The sequence below is a fragment of the Pelagicoccus sp. SDUM812003 genome (genome assembly GCF_031127815.1).
In the GTDB taxonomy this organism is placed as follows: Bacteria; Verrucomicrobiota; Verrucomicrobiia; order Opitutales; family Opitutaceae; genus Pelagicoccus.
Map to the genome: position 1 here is coordinate 406,748 of NZ_JARXHY010000002.1, position 23,140 is coordinate 429,887.

Below are 23,140 nucleotides of genomic sequence, written 5' to 3' on the forward strand. Positions count from 1 at the left end.
GACTAGCTTCTCTCTACGTTATAATACCGGAGGTTGGATGCGCGTTTCACTGATGACGAGACGAATTTTCCAAAAAGTGAAGCGAACGCGCACTGAAATAGGCTGCCCGCTCGAACCAAACCTGACCTGTTCCCTTTCAAGGCTTTCAGCAGCTTTCGGGCCGCCAGATCCGCGGGCGGCGCGGTGTCGACATGTTTCTCCATCGCTTTCCAAACCGTATCCACAAAGCCCCCACCACCAAGGCGATCCACGTGATCGTTGAAACGTGTATTCAGATCTCCAAGACGGAGCTCGAGCACTCGAGCCACTTCGGGGTCGAGCTCGTTGAATAGGGAGTCCGTGAAGCCTGCCAATCCCGCCTTCGCAGCGTTGTAGCCGCTCATGAATGGGATTGGATACTCCACCGCCAGAGAAGTCACATTCACCAGAGCGCCCGGATTCTCGCGAGACCATCCCTCCAGAGCCAAATGACAAAGCTTCATGGGAGCCAGCAGCATCAGTTTCACCTGCGCCTCCCAATGACAAAACGCCACGGTCTCGAAAGCGCCCAACGCGCCCGATCCCGCGTTGTTGACCACGATCGACAGCCCTCGTCCAGACAAGTCCGCCGCCCTCCAATCTCGCTCCAGCGACTCCGGCGAGGACGCATCCATCTTCACAGGAACCACGCCCTCCGGCCAGTCAACGCCATCGGGATCGCGCGACGTGCCAAAAACCTGGATACCTTCCCTCGCAAAGGCCTTTGCGATCTCTCGACCGACGCCTCGACTGGCGCCCGTGACCAATGCCTTCTGTCCCGCTAGTATCATCCGCCGTGCATCAGCTCGCCAGCAGCTCCCTAGCATGGGTCTGGGCGGACTTGGCTTGCCGATCGCCCAACATGCGAGCGAGCTCCTGCACCCGTTCCTCGCTATCGTTCTTCAGCTGGCTTATCCTCACCGCGGCCCGCTTGCCGCTCTGATCCTTTTCCACCAAGTAGTGCTGCCTGCCCAAGGCGGCGACCTGCGGCAGGTGCGTGATGCAAATCACCTGATGGTTGTCGCCAATGCCCTTGAGCTTCTGCCCCACGATGCGCCCGATCTCTCCTCCTACGTTGGCGTCGACTTCGTCGAAAACCAGCACCGGCACGCTGTCCACGTCTGCTAGAATCGTCTTCAGCGCCAGCATCACCCGGGCGAGCTCGCCACTGGAGGCGACCTGCGTCAAGGCTTTGAGCGGTTCGCCAACGTTGGGCGAAAACAGCAGATCCGGCAGGCTGTCACCGTAGCTTTTCAAGCCGTTTTGCTCCAGCATCTGGATACCGCAACGCCCTTTCTTAAATCCCAGCTCCAGCAGCATCTTCTCCGCCTTTTTCGCCAAGGCCTGACCGGACTTCAGTCTCTTCTGCGTCAGCCGGCTTGCCAGCCCCTTGAGCTCCGATTCGAGCTTGTCCGCCTCCGCGTGCAAGCGCTGCAACGAGCCCTCGATATCGCCCTGCGACTCCAGACGCCGCGCCATCTCATCGCGAGCCGCCAGCACGCTCGCAACGGAACGGCCGTACTTGCGGCGAGCGTCCTGCCAGTCGTTCATGCGTTGCAGCACCTCCGAGGCGTATTCAGGTTCGAATGACAAGGAGGCGCCGACCTGCTCGTAGTCCGAGCCCAGCTCCTGCGTCTCGATCACCAGGCTGTTCAAGCGTTCCGCCAATTCCGAAAGGCTCGGGTCCAGCTCCGCCGCCTGCTCCGCAGCTCGCACCAACGAGGAAAGCTGGTTCAAGACGCCCTCGTCCCCGCTCAAGCCGTTCCCCAGCTCGCTCGCCAGCTCAAGCAGTTCCTGGGCGCTGGAAACGCGATTGAAATCCTGCTCCAGCTGCTCCATCGACTCTTCCGAAAGCTCCAGCCGATCGATCTGCTCGATCTGAGCGCGAATGAAATCGATCTGATCCGGGGCGAGTTGCGATTCGCCCCGCAACGATTCGATTTCCTCCAGGGCGCCGCGCCATTGGAGGTGCTTCTCCCGGTAGGCCTCCGCCTCCGCTTCCAAACCGCCATAGAGATCGATCAGCTCCAACTGACACTCGCTCTTGAGCAGACGCTGCGGCTCGCCCGGACCGTGAAAGTCGATCCAACGCTCGCCGAGCTCCTGCAGATTGGAAAGCGTGGCCAAACTGCCATTTATGGAAATGCGCGAAGGCTTGGAAACATGAAGCGAACGCTTCAGTACCAGCATGCCCTCCTCGCAAAGCGGCAGATCCATGGCCCTGAGCATTTCGTCGATGGGACCGCTGTCTTCGAACCAAAGTGCCGCCTCTACCTCGCATTGCTCGCTGCCGGATCGAATGGCCGACTTGTCCGTTCGAGCCCCGGAAAGCAGGCTCAAGGCCCCTAAAAAGACGCTCTTGCCAGCGCCCGTTTCACCGGTGACCACCGTAAACCCCGACTCGAATTCGATCGAAGCGGACTCGAGCAAAGCCAAATTGGAAATCTTCAGGTACTGCAACATCGCGGACAGGATAAAGGGAACCCTAGGAAATTGACCGTCCTACCCCTGAAAATCACGCCCGAAATTAAGCGAAATTTGTTCTTGCCCCGAAAATGGAGATTACACATGTTCCAGCCCTTCAAATTTCCGACGCCTAGCATCGGAAACGACCGGGGGATTAGCTCAGTTGGTTAGAGCGCTACCTTGACATGGTAGAGGTCCCGAGTTCGAGTCTCGGATCTCCCACCATTCCAAACCGAAGGACAAACCGCCTTCGGTATTTTTTTGCGCTTGGACGACTGGTCAGACCAGGGACGCGAACATACCGAGAGTTAGCCCTTCCCACTTCGTCCACGAACGTCGAGACGAAGATGGACTCCTGCAGATTTCGCTTCGACACTGGCGAACCAACGCAAAAAGGCGCCAGATTCCGCTTCTGTTGATAGCCTAGCAATCCGCGCATCACCTCCAAGCGCGTCCTGAAGCGACAGTATCCTTCGGGTCTCGGGTGGTTGTTCTGGAGAACCTCTAAAGCTTAGGTATTTTGGCAAACAGCGCCACCGCCTGACTGCGAGAGTGCACTTGAAGCTTTTCGTAGATGCGGCGAATGTGCGTATTCACCGTTTGATACGTGATACCGAGATTATCGGCGATCTCCTTGTACAGAAACCCCTGCGCCAACAACATCAGCACCTCGTTCTCTCGCTTGGTGAGCTCGTCCGCCGGATTTCGTTCGGACTGGGGACGACGCAGCGACTGAACAACTTTTCTCGCAATATTCGTCGTCATGGGCGATCCGCCCGCATGCACTTCAGCGATAGAATCGAGAATGGCCTCAGGGGGCGTATCCTTTAGCAGGTAGCCCGTAGCCCCGACGGCAAGAGCATCGAAAATGTGGTCAGAGTCTTCATAGACCGTCAACATGACAAACTGGGTATCGGGAATCTTCTGCTTGAGCTCCTTAACGCAATCTATCCCACTTTGCCCCGGCATATTGATGTCTACCAGAGCAACATCCGGAGGAATCTTTGGCAGCCGAGCCATGGCGCTCTCCGCATCGGAGTAGCTTCCTACACAGGCGAATCCATCGGAACTCTCGATCCAGTTAGCGAGTATTTCGCGAAGCTCGCTATCATCGTCTACGACGGCAACGGTGATCACAGTAGGCTCGCGGTTAGAAGTAGGGGCTGGGGTCATTTGCTTGTTTACTCGAATCTGTGGCGGCACGAAGTGACTGACGGATCAAGAAACACGATACTGTCCACATTTTACCATTTGGCAAGATAGCTTCCTCGTCTAGCCGACGCTGGAAACTCCTAATCCGAGCATCGCGTGGGAGCGATGCTCGGCTTACGATTTTTACTAATGAACTAAGAATGTTTTAAGCTGCTAACGCTAAACATTTCGGGACTTCGAGCAGCGACCGCCATCCGATGTCCTGAGGGAGAAACAATAGGGAAAAACAACCGTCTCGCCTATCGCGAAAACTTGTGACCTCGAAAGCGTGTTTTCGAAGGGGCCGATTAAGTCTCCGAACCATCGATGGTCCAAGCCTGATCGGCACCATTGCGGAGACGGATTTGCTGATCCGCCGCTCAGGTACCGAGTTTTCGCGATGCTTCGGCCTACATTTAGTCTGGCGACTAAAGGTGTACGTTCGAACCATAATGGACCCTAAAGCATTACCTTGCGTCACCCTTCCATCCTGACGCGGCGCTACACGAATCATCTCATGTATCGCCCGATCGGATACTAGAAAAACAAACTAGGACCTCACATGAAACCCTGTTGGAAAATCAACACCCTTTCCCTTCTCGCTGCCCTCTTCGCCGCCGCGCCACTCAGCGCCTCCATACCCAGCGACGCCGAGCCGTCCGTCATCGTGGACACCTCCGTCGAACCGGTCGCTTCTGGCAAGTTTGAACCCACCTGGGAATCGCTCGCTCAATACGAAGTGCCCGAATGGTTTCGCGACGCCAAGTTCGGCATATGGGCCCATTGGGGACCGCAATGCGAGCCGGAGCGCGGCGACTGGTACGCCCGAAACATGTATTGCCAAGACCACTGGCAATACGATGAACACCTCGAGCAATACGGACACCCCTCCACTTTCGGCTTCAAGGATATCATCAACGAGTGGAAGGCCGAAAACTGGGACCCGGACAAGCTCATGGAGCTCTACCAGCGGGTGGGCGCCAAATACTTCTTCGCCCTCGCGAACCATCACGACAATCTCGACCTCTGGAACTCCAAGTACCAGCCCTGGAACTCCGTCAACATGGGCCCGAAGAAGGACCTCATCGCGGGTTGGGCCACCGCCGCTCGCGAACATGGCATGAAATTCGGCGTCAGCGTGCACGCCGCTCACGCTTGGGGATGGTATGAGACCGCTCAAGGAGCCGACCAAACCGGTCCGCTCGCCGGCGTGCCCTACGACGGCGATCTCACCAAGGAGGACGGCAAGGGAACCTGGTGGGAGGGCTATGACCCTCAGGACCTCTACGAGCAGCGCCATGAACCCGCCCCCGGTTTCGAAGAGCCCACCAGCATTTGGGGACGCTGGGAATGGGGCAACGGCCTCACCCCGCCCGACCAGGACTTCTGCGACCGATTCTACAACCGAACCGTCGACCTGATAGACAGCTATCATCCGGACCTCATCTACTTCGACGACACCGCACTCCCGCTCTGGCCCGTCAGCGACGCCGGTCTCAAGCTAGCCGCTCACTTCTACAATCGCAGAAACCAATGGCGCGGCGACGATGGAGTCCTCTTTGGCAAAGTCCTCGATCCGGACCAGCGCCAATGCATGGTGTGGGACATCGAGCGTGGCCGCAGCCACAAGATCGAGCCCGAGCCCTGGCAGAGCGGCACTTGCCTAGGCGACTGGCACTACAACAAAGGCGTGTACGAAAACAACGGATACAAGTCTGCCCGAACAATCGTGCATACTTTGGTCGATGTGGTGAGCAAAAACGGCAACCTGCTCCTGAGCGTTCCGCTGCGCGGCGACGGCGCCCCCGACGACGCCGAGATCGCCATCCTCGAAGGCATTGCCGCTTGGATGCAGATAAACCAAGAAGCGATTCACGGAACGCGTCCCTGGAAGGTCATGGGCGAAGGCCCCCAGATGGAGGCAACCGAAGCCGACGACCGCCCGAAGTTCAACGAGGACAAAGTGAAGCCCTTCACCGCCGAGGATGTGCGATTCACCACCAAAGGCGACACCCTGTACGCCACTCTCATGTCCGTGCCCAGCGTAGACATAAGCATCGAGTCGCTTGGGACCGCCGCGGGGCTCTACGATGGCGAGATCGGCCACGTCACCCTCCTCGGCAGCGATGAAGAACTCGCCTGGTCGCAGACCAGCAGAGCCCTCGTAATCGAAGCGCCAAAGAAGGTTCCCAGCGATATCGCAATCGTATTCAAAATATCACCACGCGACTAGCTTTTCGTGGATTGTTTGCCCTCTAATGAGCAACTCCCCTTTCGGATACACTCCGGCATCGCTTCCCCATACTCGTCTCAAGCTCTCCCTTGAAACGGCATGAAAACACATTTCCAGTCTATCCGTCCCCTCGCTCTCAGCCTCACCCTCGCCGCTTCCGCCCTGACGCAGGCAAAAGAGATCTCCCTGGCCTCGCCTGATGGTCGATTGCTCGTCGTCGTGAGCGACACCGACGGCTTGAAATACCGCGTCGAGATGGACGGCCAGCCGCTGCTCGCCGAGTCCCAGCTCGGTCTCGCATTCGCCGACGGCCTCACCATCGGCTCGACCTCCCAAATCACCGGCACCCGCCGCCAAAGCCACAACGGCTTCTGGGAAAACCGCTACGGAGCAAGCCGTGTCGTTCCGGACAACTGGTGCGAACTGAAGCTCGAATTTACCGAAACCAACGACAGCACAGACCGTCCCTTCGGCCTCACCGTCCGCGCCTACGACAACGGTGTAGCCTTCCGCTACGACCTACCGGAGAGCTTCTCCGACAGCGAGTTCATCCTCAACCAGGAGCTCACCGAGTTCCGTTTCCCCGCCGACTACCGCTGCTGGGCCGGTGGCGAACATTCGTCCGCCGAGAACCAGTATCCAGAGACCACTCTGAGCGCCATCCCCACCCAAAACAACAAGGGCGGCCCCTACCATGGCGTATTGCCGCTGCTGGTCGAGACACCCTCTGCCTACGTCGCCATCGCCGAGTCCGACCTTCTCGACTGGGCCGGCATGCTGATTTCCGGCACCGGCGAAACCGCTGCCAAAGTCACGCTCGCCCAACGCCACGACGGCCGCGGGGCCGTCGTCGGCCCAGGCCCGATGCAAAGCCCCTGGCGCGCACTCCTCGTCGCCCGCAACGCCTCCGAGCTGCTGACCAACGATCTCGTCGCCACGCTTGCCACCCCCTCACGCGTCGACGACGAGTCCTGGAACAAGCCCGGCGTCTCAGCCTGGGACACTTGGTGGACCGGCGTGAATCCCACCCAGCCGGAAAACACCGGCGTCTACTCCCGCGGCGACAACCGCTCGCACAAGGAGTACATCGATTTCGCCGCCGAGATGGGTTTCCGCTACCAGCTCATGGACTGGTTTTGGTACGAGCACATGACCATCTGGGACAAGGGACTGAACTCGGAGCCAAACGCCGCTTCCGGCGACTTCACCCAGGAGCTCCCTCATATCGACGTACCCGAGCTCGTCTCCTACGCCAGCGAGCGCGACGTCGACCTCTGGATCTGGGCCCACTCGCTCGACATCAAAACCTTCGGCATGGAACGCGCCCTCGAACACTTCGCCGACCTCGGCGTTGTCGGCATCAAGGTGGACTTCTTCGGCAGCGATTCACAGGAAACCGTGCAGTGGATCGTGGAGCTGCTCGAGCGCTCCGCCCGCCACCACCTGATGGTCGACCTCCAAGGCGTTTACAAGCCAACCGGACTCGCCCGCACCTATCCCAACTATCTCACCCAGGAAGGCGTATTGGGGAATGAATACAACAAGCTCGGCGGCAACCAATGCGATCCGCTCCACACCATCACCCTACCTTTCACCCGCGGCCTGCTTGGCCCGATGGACTTCACGCCCGGCGGCTTCCTCAATCGCACCCCGCCCGAGTTCGAAATCACCCACCCCGCTCAGGTCATGGGCTCCCGAGCTCGTCAACTGGCCATGACAGTCATCTACCTAAGCCCATTTCAGGTCCTCTGCGACAGCCCCGCCAACTACCGGGATCAACCAGGCGTCGACTTCTTTCGCGACTTGCCCACCGTCTGGGACGAGACCGTCATCCTCTCCGCCGAAGTCGCCGGACACGTCGTCATCGCCCGCCGCTCCGGCAGCCAGTGGCGTCTCGCCGCCATGAACGGCGAAGAGCCAATGACCCTCAAGGTGCCCTTGACCTTCCTAGGCGAAGGCGAGTGGTCGCTCAAAGCCTTCGCCGACAAGCCCGAATCGGGAGAGCAGCCTGAATCGATTTCGGAATCCACCCGAACCGTTGAAGCGATCGACACACTGACCCTCTCCCTGTCACCAGCCGGTGGATACGCCTCCATCCTAACCCAACCGTAACGAATATGCCCACCGATTTCTCAGATTAACTCAGATAAGAAACACACACTGGATCTGCGCCTATTTGCGATATCTGTGGGCCAAACTCCTCTGCATCCCCCCTCCTTAACCTTTCAAGACACCGACAATCATGAGAATCCCAATACGCACCCTCGCAGCCGCTCTCTGCGCCAGCGCAGCCCTCGCGCATGCTGACGTAATACCGGCTTCCCTCTTCCGCGACCATGCCGTGCTGCAGCAAGGCATGCCCATCCCCGTCTGGGGCGCCGCAGACGATGGCGAAAAGGTCTCCGTCACCCTCGACGGAAAAACCGTTTCGACCGTTGCCAAAGACGGCAAGTGGAGCGTCAAACTCGACCCGATGACTGCCGGTGGTCCCTACACCCTCACCATCAAGGGCAACAACGAGATCACGCTTTCCGACATCCTCATCGGCGAAGTCTGGGTCTGCAGCGGCCAATCCAACATGGAACGCCAGCTGGGCCTACGCGATTGGCAGCAGCCAATCAAGAACTGGGAAGCCGAGGCCGCTTCCGCCAATTTTCCTCAAATCCGCCACTTCGGCACCGCCCAAACCCTCGCCCTCGAACCACAGGAATTCGTCGATGGCGAGTGGCTCGTCTGCTCGCCCGAAACCGCCCCTCAGTTCACCGCGGTCGGCTTCTTCTTCGGTCGCGCCTTGCATCAAGCCCGCGGCGTACCCATAGGGCTGATACACAGTTCCTGGGGTGGCACGCCTGCCGAAGCTTGGACCAGCCCCGATGGCATTAAGCGCCTTCCTCAGCTCGCCGACACGATCAAACGCCTCGAGTGGATCCAAAAGGATCCCGAAGCCGCCCGGGCGGAATACCATCGCGACCTCGAGCGCTGGTTCGCGGAAAACGACTCCGGCACCGCCGCCAAGCCCGCTTGGAATGGCGAGTCGCTCGACACGGAAACATGGTCAACCATGAACCTGCCCGTCATGTGGGAAAACGCCGGCCTGCCCAACTACAATGGCATCGTCTGGTTCCGCCGCGAAATCGACGTCCCTGCCGCATGGACCGACCAAGAGGTCGACCTTCACCTCGGCGCCATCGACGACGTCGACACCACCTGGGTCAACGGTCGCTTTGTCGGCGGAGACACCACTTGGAACAAGTCGCGCGTCTACCGCATACCCGCAGATACACTGAAAGCCGGTCGCAACTCCATTGCCGTTCGCGTGCTCGACACCGGAGGAGGCGGCGGCATCTGGGGCGGCGATGCCATGCAGCTCGTTCGTTCCGACGATCCCTCCCAGGCGATCGCCCTCGACGGCGAGTGGCGCTACCGCACCTCAGAGCTTTCGCAGAACGCCCCTTATCCTCCCACCGATCCTTCGATGGGTTCCGGCACCCCGACCGTGCTTCACAACGGTATGATCGCTCCCCTGCAGCCCTACGCCATTCGCGGCACCATCTGGTACCAAGGCGAAGCCAACGCCCCCCAATCCGACTTCTATCGCGAGCTCTTTCCCAACATGGTGGAAGACTGGCGCCGCGGTTGGGACCAAGGCGACTTCCCCTTCCTCTACGTACAGATCGCTCCCTTCAAGGAGATGCCGCCGGAAATCCGCGAAGCTCAGCGCCTCTCGCTGGATCGCATCCCCAATTCCGCCATGGCCGTCACCCTCGACGTCGGCGACGCCGACGACATCCATCCGACCGACAAGCGTCCGGTCGGCGAACGCCTCGCCCTCGCTGCCCGCGCCCTCGCCTATGGAGAAAAACTGGAATACTCCGGACCGCTCTACCAGTCGTTCAAAGCCAAAGGCAAACGCGCCGTGCTTCGCTTCAGTCACCTCGGAGGCGGACTCGTAGCCAAGAACGGCCCGCTGATCGGCTTCACCATCGCCGGACCCGACAACGTCTTCCACCCGGCCCAAGCTAAGATCGTAGGCAAGACCGTTGTAGTCACCTCAGACGAAGTCTCCGCTCCCACCGCTGTCCGCTACGCCTGGGCCAACGTCCCCGAAGGAAACCTCTACAACGAAGCCGGCCTCCCCGCCTCCCCCTTCGCCACCGACTCGGAATAGCGCGACGTAGGTTACAAGCAACCCAAGCTATACAGAAATGAAACTGAGCGCTCTCGCCATTCTCATTGGAACCCTCCTCCTCGCCATCGCGTCGAGCGGCAACGCCCAGACGCTCTACGTCGGTGCTAACTATCACCCTCACGACGACAAGCGCAGAGATAAGATCCGGAGCGACATCCAGCTCATGAAGGACGCTGGCTTCACCATCGTCCGCATGGGCCACCTCGCCTGGGACAGCTACGAACCGGCGGACGGCCAGTTCGACTTCGAATGGTTTGATTTCGTCATGAACGAAATGGCAAAAGCCGAGATTAAAGTCATCCTCGACATTCCCATCCGCCCCGCGCCCATTTGGCTTCACCACAAACACCCTTCCATCAGCCTCGTGGACCAGAACGGGAATACGAAGTACCCAAACCACCGATACATGGAGGACGCCGGAGATCCGGCATTTCAGAAGTACGCCCTGCGCTTCACGGACGCGCTCACCAAACGCTATGGCGTGCACCCCGCTCTGCTCGCCTTCGGGATCGACAACGAATCAGGCGACGGCCCGATCTCCTACTCAGAAGGAGTCAGACAAAGATTCATCGCATGGACGAAAAACAAGTACCCCGATCTCGATGCCTTGAACGAAGCCTGGGCCACGCAACGCTGGTCTCAACGGATCAACGACTACCAAGCGATCGGGCTTCCGGTAGAGGTCCAGCCCAACGACGTGCCCGAGAAGATGCTCGATTTCCGGCGTTTCATTTCCGACGAGATCAACCAGTTGCTCATCGACGTCATGGATATCGCCCATGCCAACGCGCCTCAGGCCCTGGCTACCACCAATGCCTGGTACTACAGCCCGCTAAAGTATATCGACTACTCGGAAATCGCCTATTCCGGCAAGATGACGCGCCACGGCAACGGCTTCTATGCCGGCAACTCGCTGATCCAAAACGGCGGCATCCTCCACGCCGCATTTGGCATCGCTCGTATCCAGTTCGAGAGTACAAACCCGTTCTGGTGCGTCGAGTTCACCACGCACAGCGCCGTGCCGAACGCCATCCGAAAGTCCGCCTACACCTCCCTCATGCTCGGCAACCAGATGGTCTGCGGTTGGACCTGGCAAAGCCTCTGGGGCGGCCGAGAGCAATACCTCGAGGGCATGCTCGACTGGGATGGCGTCCCGAATCGCAAGTACTACGAATACAAACAGATCGCCGCCGAGTTCAAAAAGATCGAAAAGTACCTCCCCTACCAGCCAAAGGCCGAGATCGGCCTCGCCTTCTCCTTTCCCAGCCAAATCGCCAGCGCCCACTACTCGGAGCGTCACGACGGTCAACTATACGCCTGCTTCGAAACGCTCTTTAAGCGAAATATCGACTCGCGAGTCCTCGATATCAACAAGAGCCAGCTCGATTACAAACTGTTGATGGTTCCCGGAGTCGCCGTCATGGACGAGGCCACCGCCTCGAAGATCCGCGACTACGTCCAAGCGGGCGGCACCGTCGTCATGACCAGCGACTCCGCTTTCGTGAACGAACACGGTCAAGTCTTCGCCACGACTCGCCCAGGCATGCTGAGCGACGTATTCGGAATTCGGATCGGAAACCACGAAGAGACCGAGCTGCTCAACGAGATCTCTCCTGAGAACAAGTCAGGCAAGCAAATCGAGCTGCGCTACAAGAATGCCGCCTTCAACGCAAATACGCCACGCTTCGACGTCATCGATCTGCGAGGAGCTAAGGTACTCGCGTCCATCACCAGCCTCCACCATGACTACCCGATCATCACCTCCCACAGCTACGGCAAAGGCAGAGCCATCTACGTCGGCACTGCTGCCAACGGAGCGCTGTTGGAACCGCTTTTGGACGATCTCATATCCGAGCTTGGAATCAAAAGAGGTCCCAAGGTTCCGGAGGGCGTCTTGGCCCGCCGAGTGGACGAGCAGCACACCCTCTACCTAAACATCAGCAACGAAGCAAAAAAGATCCAAACCGGAGCCAAGGCCAAAAGCCTCCTCTTCGACAAAACCTACACCAGCAGCTTCACCCTCGAGCCAAACGAGCCGGAGTTCATCGAAACCTACTAGACACGATTCGGCACGGCCCCTGATAGCGGGTCATTCGAACAACCACCAACTAGGACCGCGAGGTACGCGAAGCAACGTCACCTAAACGTTGCGACCTTCGCGTTCTTTGCGGTTTCAATCCAATCATCCATTTCATGAATACAAAACGATCCGTTCCCTTCTTCACTCGAATCGCCCTCGCAAGCGCGGCCCTATCCCTCGCCTCGCTGGCCCAAGCAGGCGACTCTTGCCACACTTCCTGCGAAGCCGTAACCTTCCGAGCTCCCCAGAGCTGGACCTCCACCGAGCCGATGGTCTTCCCCATCCCCGATGCCACACACCCGATCGTGTCCGTCAAGGATCCGACGATCGTGCGCCACGACGACCGCTGGCACCTGATCGCCACCACCGCCGATACCAGCGGAGCCTGGGGCATGGCCTACTTCAGCTTCGAGACCTGGGCCGAGGCGGCCAACGCCAAGCCCTACTACTTCGATCAGAATCCTCACTTCGGCGGCTACAACTGCGCCCCCATGGCCTTCTATTTCGAGCCGCAAAAGAAGTGGTACCTGATCTTCCAATCGCCGCAGCCGCGCTACTCCACCACCGACGACATCACCAATCCCGATAGCTGGACCGCCCCGCAGGACTTCTTCGAGGGCACGCCTAAGAGCGTCGTCGAAGGCTGGCTCGATTACTGGATCATCTGCGACGACACCCACGCGTATATGTTTTTCCCCGACGACCACGGCCGCTTCTACCGCAGCCGCACCACAATCGAAAACTTCCCCAACGGCTTCGATGATCCCGTCGTCATCCTGCAGGAAGACAATCCCGGCGACCTCTTCGAAGGCAGCAGCGTCTACCGTCTCAAAGGAATGGATACCTACCTCTGCCTCGTCGAATGCGTCGCCCCAGGAAACCTCCGCTATTTCCGGGCCTTCACCGCCAACTCGCTTGACGGAGACTGGACGCCCATGCCAGACACCGACAACTGGGATAAGTCCTTCGCCGGCCCGACCAACGTCGTCACGGCCAGCGGAGATCCACTCTGGACCTCCCACATCAGCCACGGCGAAATGCTGCGCGAAGGCTACGACCAAAATCTGGTCCTCGATCCGCAGAACATGATCTTCCTCTACCAAGGCATGGACCGTCACTCGCAGGAAAAGGAGTATTCACAACTTCCCTACCGGCTCGCCCTCATCCGCGCCAACAAGCCGCTGCAAACCAATCAGGAAAGCTGCTGCCCGCGCGACTAGTTTGGCGTACGCTAACTTCCTTTCTTAATTGAAGTAGGAATGAAAAACGTCCCCGGAAGTGGCGTTCCAATCTTTTGATTGTCGAAAGGGTGGAGCGGGACCTCCGGGCACGCTCTTTATTCGGTAGAGTCCAGAGATGACACCTCTCTCGCTTGTCCCCCTCCCGAAAGGTGGAGGCCAAGCTGCCCAACGACCATACCCTCGAATTCGGTCTGCCTTGTGCGATTTGCGCCGCAAGTCAATCCACAGCAGGTAGCGAAAAGTAGAAGGTGGCTCCGCGATCGAGCCCTCCCTCCGCCCAGACGCGCCCCCCATGTCGACTGATGATCCGGTGTACATTCGCTAAGCCGATCCCCGTCCCTTCAAACTCGTCGGCCTGATGCAGGCGTTGAAACACGCCGAAAAGCTTGTCGACATACTCCATATCAAAGCCGACACCGTTATCGCGGACAAAGACTACTTTCTCTCCACTGTTCTCGTAGCCGCCGATTTCGATCTTCGCCACCTCACGCGACCGAGTAAACTTGATGGCATTTCCAACAAGGTTCTCCAAAACGGCCTGCATCAACGTACTATCCGCGGATACCTCCGGCAGATCGAGGATTTTCCATTCGACCGTTCGCCCCGAGGTCTCCTGTTCAAACGCCCGAACAATGCTCTCGATCTTGGCTTTCAAATCAATCCGCCTTTTGGACAGCGCCTGCCGCCCCGTACGGGAAAAAGCAAGCAGATCATCGATCAACAAGCCCATGCGCTTCGCCGAATCCCGAATGGTCACCATATAGTGGATACTTTTCTCATCCAAGCTGCCTGCGTTTCGCTCCTGGAGCATTTCCATGAACCCATCAATATGACGCAGCGGTGCTCTCAAGTCATGCGAGACGGAATAGGAAAAGCCCTCCAGATCTTTGTTGGCCGACTCCAGAGCAACCGCGCGTTCCTGTAAATCCCGGTTGAGCCTTTTGATCTGTTCTTCAGCGCGTTTACGACCCGTGATGTCTTCTCCAGAACTGAGCCGGCCACTAACATTTCCGGCATCATCCCGAAGCAACACATTCTGCCAAGCGATCAACCGCTCGTCACCCTGCCGCGTCACGATCTTGCTCTCGAAATACTCGGACTGCTCAACTTCGCCGACCATCTGACCGCAAAAGTGATCGACGACCTCCGAACGAACGCTCTCGGGAACAAAGGTCTCAAACCAATCTTCGCCAATGACTCCCTCTGCGGTCACCCCTAGAACGTCACAGCCTTTCTGATTAATAAGCGTGACCTTTCGGTCGGCATCAATAGCGACCATGATAACGCCCGCAATATCCAAGTACTGCTGCGACTTGTTCCGTTCAAGCTCCAGCGATGTTAGCATCACCTGCAGCTCTTCCGTCTGCCCTTGCAGTTTCCGATTGGCGATCTGATTCGCTTTATAACTTCGGTAGATTATATAAGACAAACCGAGGACCAGCAAAACGACAACGATCAGAAAATACTGAATATGCTTTTGTATAGCAATCGTCGCCCCCTGTTCTTCGAGCACCCGACTTTGTTGAACAATCGAATCCTTCTGCCGCTCGATGACTTCTTTTTGCTCCAATAAAACAGCCTTCCGATTCTCAATCTCTCCTTGTTGACGCTCCAGATCGTTCCGGCTCTGCTCCAACAACTCCCCTTGACGGACCAATGTCTCCTGCTGCGTCCTTACGCTATTCGACAAACGCTCAAGCTCCCGCTGCTCCTCCTCGATCTGCGTTCGCTGCTCAAAGATTTCACGGTTCTGTCGACTGATCTGCAACTGCTTTTTCTCGATTTCCTCATGAGCCGCGGCGACCTGAGCATTGAGGGAATCCAAATCTCGCTGCAGCGCCTCGACTTCCCCTTCTTTGATACGCAGCGACTCGTTGAGCGTATCCAGATTTTCCTGCAACGCCTTCACTTCATCTTCCTTTTTGCGCAAGCTGTCCTGCGACTCTCGATAGAGTTCAGCCACATCGATTTCCGTTCCCCCAAGCAGCACCATATCCGGCAAGACCTTCAACCCCTGATTGATGATATTCGCCTTGTTGATTTCAAACTTCACCGTCTGATCCTCGTCCTCGATCAAATTGATCATCACGGACCTCTGATCATCGAACCCGTCGCTAACCAGCAACTTGCCCTTGTCTTGAATACGATCAAACACAGGCGCGGTTAAATCCTTCAATCCGCGAGTGATGAAAATCAAATGAACGTCATCGGGAACAACAACCGATTCAGAGAGAGTGACCTCGATCGGCCTGCCTTTCAGCTCCCTCGACGCGGCCATCGCTTTCATTTCACGATTGATGCCCGAGTCATCGCTAATCACCAAAAAGTTGAATTTCGATATCCGATCTTCGCCTGGCCACTCAATGTTTTTGGCAAAACTCAATACATAAGCGACCGTGACGACCTCACGCTCCAACTGAGCCGCATACAGTTCTAGGGAGAAAAGAAGGAAACAAAATGTAACGACGAAAGTACGGACAAACCGGGAGCGAACTGAGAGAGGAGATGGCATGCTGGTTTACATAAAACGATCGCATATTGCATTGCTGCGCGACGGGAAGCGCCCCCAAGACGAACTACGAAGAAAAGAGCCACAACGAATCCTCATCCTAAAACTCATATTTGAATCCGACTCCATATTCCGCCCCGTTGGCCAGCGTCGATCCATAATGGGCCGTCATCGGAACAACAGGGCTGTTATTCAATAGGTTTCTCGCGTAGAGCTGCAACTCAAGATCCTTGCCAAACGCTTCACGAAAAGTGATTGCCGCATCGACAAAGTGCTCTGCTCCATAACGCCCGAAAACCGGAACGCCTCCCGTGCTGTTGGGTACCTGCACAGCCCATGCGTCATCCCAGCCGCGATAGTGCAAATTGATCGCGCAGTACTCTACCGGAAAAAATTCGAGACCCACATTCCACATATGCAGTGGCACGCCCGTCAAACGTCGATCTGGTATCGCGATGCTGTTGCCGTCCTCCACGATATGGTAGGCCCTCCCTTGCCCTGTCACCCCAGTAAGACTATCGAACTTGCTCAAGGCGTAGCTGTAGTTTCCATACAAGCTCCATCGTTCTGCAAACTCCCAAGTCCAATCGAACTCAATCCCTTTGCTGTGCAATTCGCCAAAGTTGTCCTCCCGCGTCCACAATTCATGTCCGTCCAAAAGCTGTCCCGTATTATACAAAGGACCGATCGATATATAATTATCCAATCTTTGATAGAAGAACCCGAGGTTCGCCTGCACCGTGTCTTCGGTGTAGGAAAACTGCAGATCATGCGACTGGGTCAGCTGCGGTTCTTCCGGACCGAGCACAATGATCCCAGAATCTTGGACAATGTAATTATCCCGAGCGCTTTGGCTCCGATTTAGGGTAGTCCCCACGATCCCCGTATTGTACGCGTACTTGATCGACCACTGCTTCGATGCCTTATGAATAACAGCGGCTCGGCCCAGAAAATAGTCACCTTTCTGGCGCAAGTCATCGTGCTGAAAACGCCCACCCACGATGAACCTCCAATCGTCAATTCCTCGATACGTGAAATCGCCAAACACGCCATAGTTCCGCTCATCACCACTGATCGATGCGGGAACAATCAACCCGCTGGAACCCGCCGTAAGCTGCCGCCCATCGAAATCGCGGTCCGTCAATTGAAGCCCCGCTTTCAAAACGTAATCTTCCGGATGATACGTCAAAATAGAGCTCAGCCCCAACTCGTCGTAAATCTGCGTCCACGCAATACTGATCGACCCATCAGTCTGCCTACGCCAAAACGCTTCGTCGATCTCGTTGATATGAATCGTCGTCTCCCAAGTCAGGTCCACGGCAAGCTCCGGTGAATAACCCAGCTCGATAAAGTCGAATCCATAATCTCGATACTCGTTTTCAATCGTCGGCCCTACATTGCGATAGTACCCCTTGTGCTCGAACAGCCGGGCGTTCAGCGAAAAGTCGCGCCAATGCCCCTTCGCTTGCACTTCATACGTCGGTCGATGCTGATCGTGCCGTACCCTGTAGCGCTCCTGAACGACCACCTGATCGTCGGTGTAGACGTTGTAGACCGGCAGACTGTTCCCGTCCGATTCAGTGTAGGTGGCGGAGATCATCAAGTCGCCCTCGTCAAACTGAGTGCCGTAGAGAAGATTCGTAACGCGCCGTTTCATATCGAACTCATAGTCCAGATTAATCCTTACGATCTGCTCCCCTTTCTCCGCCAATTCAGCGCCATCATAGGTGATGATATTAATAATCCCCGAAGCGGCATCCCCACCCCACAAGGTCGATCCCGGCGCTCGGATGATTTCGATTTGCTTCACTTGGTAGAGAAGCGGCAACAGATGCGTATTGCCGATCCCCTCACCCGCCTGGCTATTGATATTGTGCCCATCGACGAGCAGCAGAACATTGTTAACCGGGTCTTGAGTGTAGCCTCGAATTGCTATCAGGGAAAAGTTCCGGTCCCATTGGTTAAAGAAGCCTGGGACGCGATCCAGCACATCGCGCAAAGTTTTCAGCCCCTGAGCTTTGATACTAGCAGCCGTTATTACACTCATAACGGCCGGAGCCTCCTCGAGCGACGTAAAGTCGCGGCTGGCGGTGTACACCTTGAGTTGCCCCAGCTGAGCCAACGAGAGTTCGTATGGATCCACCTCTTCAGCGCTTCCCTCAAGCGGAAGGCTCGCCACTACGACGAACCTGATGATTGAACGTAGGAAACAAGTACCATTCATTCGATTACCCCTCGCCTTTATTTGTCTTTCATTGGGTTAAGCTAACCTATCAAGCAATGCATCCTCGCCTCGGGTTCACAGCTGTTGATTTCAATTGCATCTAGAGAACTCATCGCGTCCGCCAGCTATCAGAGAGGATATGCGCCCCACCACCATAGGCAACCAAGGTAGCCTTAATTTTCCTAGATCGGCTCTAGAACCACGCCCTCGCAAAAGCGGTCGCGAATTCTCGCGATAGGCAGCCAAGCTCACATTCAGGTACTCTACGTAGTGCATCACGTCCCCTACTCCCCTGCGGGACGTTTCGGCACCCCAAACTTCCACGTCTCCCACACCGCCTCGCTCACCCCCTTTTCAACATGCATTCTTTTACCCATATTCGAGCGGCGATCAGTCTGCTCCTAATCGCATTCGCCGCTTGTGCTTACGCAGACAATAGAAGCCTGCTCCTCGAACCGTCGTTCTCCCATATCAGTTTATCTCCCGACGGTCTCCACATCGCGGCGGTCGAGAAGACCCTCGGTGGCAAACAATTCCAATCCATCGTTGGTTCCTCAGCGGGAGAGACGAGCAACGGTGGCGGACAGAAAATCATCATCCTCAACAACGAGACACACGCGACCGACATCTTCCCTGTCAGCAATGGGAAAAGTGGAGACGCGAACATTCTCGATCTCAAGTGGATCTCCCATGACCGCCTCGCCATAGTCGCGGAGGCAGACAATGGCATCAATCGTCTCCACACCTTCAAGCTCGGCGACAAGTCCCCCACCCGACGCGCCAAGAACGGTAGGCGGAATATTCTTTCCACCATTGCCGGAACCACGCGATTCCTTGTATTGGAAAACCCATACGACGAAAATGAAAACAAGTGGACCGTCCTGGAATACGACGCGGCCACGGAGGACGCGCCCAAGACGATCTACCAGGCGGAGGCTAAGTACTTCGAATGCTTCACCGATGCCAATGGCGCGATTCGCCTCGTCAAGAAAGACGACCCGGATGGCGGGTACCTCGCCTACTACAGCATCAATCCCGAGACCGGCAAGGAAACCAAACTCAAAAACCTCTACCACTGGATCAAAGTGCTCGGCATCGAAGGAACTACGGGCAAAGCCATCGTATCCGGAATTATCAATACAAAGTTCCCTTCCATCTACGTCTACGACCTCGAACAGGACAAAACCCTCCAAGTCCTCGCCGACCAAGACCAATACTCGATCGATCGCTACGGCGAGACGCGCTTCGATCCCTACACCGGCAAGGTCGTCGGACTTTTCCTCGACACCGTCGCTCGCGTTTCCTTTTGGACCGACAACGAAATAGCGAAGGTCCAGGCAACACTGGACGAAAAGCTTCCCGGCTCCGTGAATCGCATCCAATCATGGGATGCGAAGAGAGAGAAGTTTCTCGTTTTCCGCTACATACCAAGCCTCCCGACGCAAGTCCTCTACGCTGATTTGAAAGCGGACAAAATCGACCTCGCCTTCGTCAACGGAGGACGCGTAAAGCCCGAAGACCTAGGTCCGACCCGGCTTGTGGAGATCCCCAACCGAGACGGCAACAAACTCTCCGCCATCCTCACCGTTCCCTCCGCAAAGACCTCCGACAAAAAGCCGCTCCTGATTTGGCTTCGCTCGGGAATCTGGTCCGACTTGGATCGGGCGGAATGGAACCCTGAAGCGAACTACTTTGCCTCCGAGGGCTTCGTTGTATTAAGAATCAACTACAGCGGCAGCGAGGGAATGCTCGGCCCGCTAAAGGTCGATACCAATACCAGGGCAGGCGTCGCCAAGCTCTTCGAAGACATCGAAGACTCCGCGCAAGCGCTCATCGACACCGGCCTCGTCGATCCTAAAAAAGTCTGCATCGGCGGCGAAGGTCCCGGAGCCTGGGCCGCAGCCTACGCCCCCATCGCTACTCCCGGCTTCTACAAAGCCGCCATCTGCCTTGGAGGCGTCTACGATCTCAAGGAATACAGAAAAAACGAAGCATCCCGCGGCGGCGTGAACCTCGGCTTCGCAAACGAGGGCAGCCCCCTCTCCGATTCCGAGCTCGCCGTGTTCTCGCCCACCCTCAGCGCTTCGGACTACGACCTCACGATCTTTCTCGGCTACGGAAAATACAGCGACAGCGCCCACAAAAGCCAGGCGACCGATTTCCAAAAGGCGGCCAAAAAAGCCGGCGCCACCGTGAAGCTTCATTCAGACGACTGGTGGGGCGCCTTCGCCTCCGGCCACAAACGCATCGAAGCATTTTCGCGAGGCGCGATCGCCCTCCGCCAAGCAGTCAAGTGACCCCAATCCCCCCTCCAACATGAGTAAGGAGCACCCTGATATCAAAAGAGGGGAAGCCTAGACTCCGCGCAGACGGGATTGACCCCTGTAGCTATTTTTCGCGATAGGCCTCATGCTGACTTTCGGCTACTGTACCGGCCGCAGCCAACCGCTGCGTGCCGCTTCGGCGTGGCCACATCACAACCCCAGTCATTCACTCCAGATCTCCCCTACAACCATCCCAAATGAGGATTCTTTCTTTTAGCCCCCTTCCCCCTCGACTTGCCTTCGGTCTGCTCGCTTTATCAGCCTTGGCCTCAGCTAGCGTTTCCCAAGCTGCTTCGCAACGCGAACGTTCCTTCGATGCAGACTGGCAATTCCTGCGCAGCGACGCGCTCGGCGCTGAAGCGCCGGACTTCGACGACTCCGCCTGGCGAACCATCGACGTCCCCCACGACTGGAGCATCGAGGACCTCCCTCAGCTGAGCGAATCAACCGTCGGTCCCTTCGACCCAAGCCTCAGCGAAGGCGGCGCCTACACTGGCCACGTCCTCGGCGGCATCGGCTGGTACCGCAAGGGCTTCGTCCTCAACGAAGCAGACAGCGGGAAGCTTGTCTCCATCCGCTTCGACGGGGTCTACATGAACGCCGATGTCTGGATAAACGGATACCACCTCGGCAGCCACCCGTACGGCTACACTAGCTTCGAGTTCGATCTGACGCCCCACCTCAAGCCCGCAGGCCAGCAAAACGTCATCGCCGTGCGCGTTCGCAACGAAGGCGAAAACAGCCGCTGGTACTCCGGCTCTGGTATCTATCGTCATTGCTGGCTTGTCGTCAGAAATCCAATACACGTCCCCACCTGGGGCGCGTTTGTGACGACGCCCGAAGTTTCGACAAAGCAGGCCACGGTCAACATCGCGACCGAAGTACGCAACGACACCGACGCGGCCGCCTCCATCCAAGTCCGCGCCCGCATCCACGACGCCCAAGGCAAAGTCGTCAAAACAACCTCCCGCCGCCTAAAACTTCCCGCCAAGGAATTCACGTCTGTCGAGCAGACGCTTTCCCTCCACACGCCCAAGCTCTGGACCCCCGAATCACCCACGCTCTACACTGCCGAGATCGAGATCGCCGCCACCGACGGCAGCCTCCTCGACCAAACCACGTCCACCTTCGGCATCCGCTCCATCGAGGTGGATGCGGAGAACGGCTTCCGCCTCAACGGTCAGCCCATCCTGCTCAAGGGCTGCAACGTTCACCACGACAACGGTCCGCTGGGCGCCGCCGCCATCGACCGAGCGGAAGAACGTCGCGTCGAACTCCTCAAGGCCAACGGCTTCAACGCCATCCGCTGCAGCCACAACCCGCCTTCCCCCGCCTTCCTCGACGCCTGCGACCGACTCGGCATGCTCGTTATCGATGAGGCCTTCGACTGCTGGAACGTCGGCAAGAAGGACCAGGACTATCATCTCTCCTTCAAGGGCTGGGCCCAGCGCGACATCGCCTCCATGGTCCGCCGCGACCGCAATCACCCGTCCGTCGTCATCTGGTCCATTGGCAACGAGATCCCCGAGCAGTTCCGTGACGAGGCAACCGCCCAGATGCTGCGCGAAGCCACCCTCTCCCACGACAGCACCCGCCCCATCACCCTTGCGGTATGCTCCGATTGGGGCGAGGTCATCAAAAACTGGGACACGCTCTCCGACGTCGCCTTCAAGCACCTCGATATCGGCGGATACAACTACCTTCCCGAAAAATACGAGTCCGACCACGCCCGCCATCCGGATCGAGTCATCCTGGGCACCGAGTCGTATCCAAGATTCCTCTACGACTATTGGTCTCTCGTGGAAAAGCATCCTTATGTCATCGGCGACTTCGTCTGGACCGCCATGGACTACTTTGGCGAATCCGGCATCGGCCACACCTGGCCGGAAGGTGAACCCTGGGAATTCCTCCAGCCGTGGCCTTGGTACAACGCTTGGTGCGGCGACCTCGACGTTTGTGGTTTCAAGAAACCCCAGTCCTACTACCGCGACGTCGTCTGGGGCCGAAGCCAGATCGAGATGGCCGTGCATGCGCCACTCGAAGAAGGCGTCGGCGAACAGGTCAGCGGCTGGGGCTGGCCCAACGAATCCCGCAGCTGGAATTGGTCAGGGCAGGAGGGCAAACCGATGGACGTGACCGTGTATTCACGCTGCGAGCACGTACGCCTCGAGCTCAACGGCAAGCTGATCGATGAAAAACCGGTCTCCGGCGAAACGAAACTCACCGTCCACTTCGAAGTCCCCTACCAACCCGGCGAGCTGCGCGCCATCGGCCTCATCGAGGGCAAGCCTGTCGCCGACACCGTCCTTCGCACCACCGGCGCTCCCGCCGCCATCCGCCTCGTGCCCGACCGCGCGGCCATCCGCGCCGATCGCAACGACCTCTCCTACGTCACCGTCGAGATCGTCGACGCCAACGGCAATCGCGTCCCCGACGCGTTTCTGCCGGTACACTTCACCGTCACCGGCGCCGGCGAGCTCGCCGCCACCGGCAGCGCCGCGCCCGACGACGCCACCAGCTTCCACATTCCCGTCCGCAAAACCTACCAAGGCCGCTGTCTCGTCATCCTCCGTCCGCAGGGCGCCCTCGGACAAATCACCCTCTCTGCCTCAGCCGACGGTCTAGAGACCGCCACTACTGTCATTGAAACCCAATGACACCGATC

Annotated in this window: 12 protein-coding genes and 1 tRNA gene; 8 read left to right on the forward strand and 5 right to left on the reverse strand. The window is 57.7% G+C overall.

All coding sequences use genetic code 11. From position 1 onward, the window contains the following. Positions 1 to 2 precede the first annotated feature (2 nt). Positions 3 to 809 (reverse strand): SDR family oxidoreductase, encoded by an 807-nt coding sequence (locus QEH54_RS03930; RefSeq protein WP_309017321.1) that lies wholly within the window; start codon positions 807 to 809, stop codon positions 3 to 5. Between the two features lie 10 nt (positions 810 to 819). Continuing rightward, positions 820 to 2,481 carry a DNA repair protein RecN gene (gene recN / locus QEH54_RS03935; RefSeq protein ID WP_309017322.1) on the reverse strand — a complete coding sequence of 554 codons (1,662 nt, stop codon included), beginning with the start codon at positions 2,479 to 2,481 and terminating at the stop codon, positions 820 to 822. Positions 2,482 to 2,632: 151 nt separating this feature from the next. On the opposite strand from recN, the gene QEH54_RS03940 reads away from it, so the two are divergent. Further along, positions 2,633 to 2,709, forward strand: a tRNA-Val gene (locus tag QEH54_RS03940). Between the two features lie 279 nt (positions 2,710 to 2,988). On the opposite strand, the gene QEH54_RS03945 is transcribed toward QEH54_RS03940, so the two are convergent. Then, positions 2,989 to 3,621, reverse strand: a complete 633-nt coding sequence (locus QEH54_RS03945) for a response regulator transcription factor (protein WP_309017323.1) — start codon at positions 3,619 to 3,621, stop codon at positions 2,989 to 2,991. Positions 3,622 to 4,237: 616 nt separating this feature from the next. Between QEH54_RS03945 and QEH54_RS03950 the strand changes: the two genes are divergently transcribed. The 5 genes from QEH54_RS03950 (at position 4,238) to QEH54_RS03970 (ending at position 13,397) form a co-directional block, all read left to right on the forward strand. Beyond that, positions 4,238 to 5,908, forward strand: coding sequence for an alpha-L-fucosidase (locus tag QEH54_RS03950; RefSeq protein ID WP_309017324.1), 1,671 nt, complete (start codon positions 4,238 to 4,240; stop codon positions 5,906 to 5,908). 99 nt (positions 5,909 to 6,007) lie between these two features. Then, complete coding sequence (locus tag QEH54_RS03955; protein WP_309017325.1) at positions 6,008 to 8,020, forward strand: glycoside hydrolase family 97 protein; 2,013 nt, start codon at positions 6,008 to 6,010, stop codon at positions 8,018 to 8,020. A gap of 130 nt (positions 8,021 to 8,150) precedes the next feature. Beyond that, positions 8,151 to 10,076 carry a sialate O-acetylesterase gene (locus tag QEH54_RS03960; protein ID WP_309017326.1) on the forward strand — a complete coding sequence of 642 codons (1,926 nt, stop codon included), beginning with the start codon at positions 8,151 to 8,153 and terminating at the stop codon, positions 10,074 to 10,076. A gap of 37 nt (positions 10,077 to 10,113) precedes the next feature. Beyond that, positions 10,114 to 12,156 carry a beta-galactosidase gene (locus tag QEH54_RS03965; protein WP_309017327.1) on the forward strand — a complete coding sequence of 681 codons (2,043 nt, stop codon included), beginning with the start codon at positions 10,114 to 10,116 and terminating at the stop codon, positions 12,154 to 12,156. A 134-nt stretch (positions 12,157 to 12,290) separates the two neighbouring features. After that, positions 12,291 to 13,397 carry a non-reducing end alpha-L-arabinofuranosidase family hydrolase gene (locus tag QEH54_RS03970; protein ID WP_309017328.1) on the forward strand — a complete coding sequence of 369 codons (1,107 nt, stop codon included), beginning with the start codon at positions 12,291 to 12,293 and terminating at the stop codon, positions 13,395 to 13,397. A 238-nt stretch (positions 13,398 to 13,635) separates the two neighbouring features. On the opposite strand, the gene QEH54_RS03975 is transcribed toward QEH54_RS03970, so the two are convergent. Together QEH54_RS03975 and QEH54_RS03980 are read right to left on the reverse strand one after the other, a co-directional pair. Next, positions 13,636 to 15,930, reverse strand: a complete 2,295-nt coding sequence (locus tag QEH54_RS03975; RefSeq protein ID WP_309017329.1) for a YfiR/HmsC family protein — start codon at positions 15,928 to 15,930, stop codon at positions 13,636 to 13,638. 97 nt (positions 15,931 to 16,027) lie between these two features. Continuing rightward, positions 16,028 to 18,106, reverse strand: coding sequence for a TonB-dependent receptor (locus QEH54_RS03980; protein ID WP_309017330.1), 2,079 nt, complete (start codon positions 18,104 to 18,106; stop codon positions 16,028 to 16,030). 404 nt (positions 18,107 to 18,510) lie between these two features. On the opposite strand from QEH54_RS03980, the gene QEH54_RS03985 reads away from it, so the two are divergent. Together QEH54_RS03985 and QEH54_RS03990 are read left to right on the forward strand one after the other, a co-directional pair. After that, the gene (locus QEH54_RS03985) at positions 18,511 to 20,448 is read left to right on the forward strand and encodes a prolyl oligopeptidase family serine peptidase (RefSeq protein ID WP_309017331.1); all 1,938 of its coding nucleotides are present in this window, start codon (positions 18,511 to 18,513) and stop codon (positions 20,446 to 20,448) included. A 224-nt stretch (positions 20,449 to 20,672) separates the two neighbouring features. Continuing rightward, entirely contained in the window at positions 20,673 to 23,132 is a 2,460-nt protein-coding gene (locus QEH54_RS03990) for a glycoside hydrolase family 2 TIM barrel-domain containing protein (RefSeq protein WP_309017332.1), read from the forward strand. Positions 23,133 to 23,140 lie beyond the last annotated feature (8 nt).

Excerpts from the sequence above, each read along its gene's own strand:
- QEH54_RS03930 (WP_309017321.1), bottom strand. The coding sequence starts at position 809 with ATGATACTAGCGGGACAGAAGGCATTGGTCACGGGCGCCAGTCGAGGC.
- recN (WP_309017322.1), bottom strand. The coding sequence starts at position 2,481 with ATGTTGCAGTACCTGAAGATTTCCAATTTGGCTTTGCTCGAGTCCGCT.
- QEH54_RS03950 (WP_309017324.1), top strand. The coding sequence starts at position 4,238 with ATGAAACCCTGTTGGAAAATCAACACCCTTTCCCTTCTCGCTGCCCTC.
- QEH54_RS03955 (WP_309017325.1), top strand. The coding sequence starts at position 6,008 with ATGAAAACACATTTCCAGTCTATCCGTCCCCTCGCTCTCAGCCTCACC.
- QEH54_RS03960 (WP_309017326.1), top strand. The coding sequence starts at position 8,151 with ATGAGAATCCCAATACGCACCCTCGCAGCCGCTCTCTGCGCCAGCGCA.
- QEH54_RS03965 (WP_309017327.1), top strand. The coding sequence starts at position 10,114 with ATGAAACTGAGCGCTCTCGCCATTCTCATTGGAACCCTCCTCCTCGCC.
- QEH54_RS03970 (WP_309017328.1), top strand. The coding sequence starts at position 12,291 with ATGAATACAAAACGATCCGTTCCCTTCTTCACTCGAATCGCCCTCGCA.
- QEH54_RS03975 (WP_309017329.1), bottom strand. The coding sequence starts at position 15,930 with ATGCCATCTCCTCTCTCAGTTCGCTCCCGGTTTGTCCGTACTTTCGTC.
- QEH54_RS03985 (WP_309017331.1), top strand. The coding sequence starts at position 18,511 with ATGCATTCTTTTACCCATATTCGAGCGGCGATCAGTCTGCTCCTAATC.
- QEH54_RS03990 (WP_309017332.1), top strand. The coding sequence starts at position 20,673 with ATGAGGATTCTTTCTTTTAGCCCCCTTCCCCCTCGACTTGCCTTCGGT.